This is a genomic window from Gordonia sp. UBA7860 (assembly GCF_002500165.1).
GTDB lineage: Bacteria > Actinomycetota > Actinomycetes > Mycobacteriales > Mycobacteriaceae > Gordonia > Gordonia sputi.
The window spans coordinates 1-458 of sequence record NZ_DLSO01000196.1; the positions used below are offsets into that span (position 1 = coordinate 1).

Consider the following 458-nt stretch of genomic DNA (forward strand, 5'->3'; position numbering starts at 1 on the left):
CGGCATATGTCGCGGCGATGCGCGCACTGTGGACCGATGAAATCGCTTCCGTTGACTCCGAGTTCGTGTCCTTCCGGGGTGTGCGCGTCAACCCGAAGCCGACGCAACGTCACCTGCCGATCATCCTCGGCGGCAACAGCGATCGTGCGTTGACGCGCGTCGCCGAATGGGCCGACGGCTGGTACGGCTTCAACGTCGACGGACTCGATGAGGTGGCCGATCGTATGGCGACGCTGCGGGCGCAGTGCGCCGAGCGTGGCCGCTCGGCGGACGACCTTTATATCGCCGTCGCACTCCGGTCACCGTCGAACGCTGATCTCGGTGCGCTCGAGGATCTCGGTGTCAGCGAGCTCGTCATCGTCGATTCGCCACCCGATGAGGCCGACGCCGTCGAAGAATGGACAGCGACGCTTGCGCAACGATGGTTGGAGCGCTGAGGGGCAAGCCAGATCAGATGT

At 64.6% G+C, this 458-nt stretch carries 1 protein-coding gene; it reads left to right on the forward strand.

Annotated elements, in window-relative coordinates; all coding sequences use genetic code 11:
- On the forward strand, nt 1–437 hold a 437-nt coding region (locus tag B3T59_RS23390), incomplete at its 5' end, for an LLM class flavin-dependent oxidoreductase (protein ID WP_287005267.1).
- Nucleotides 438–458 lie beyond the last annotated feature (21 nt).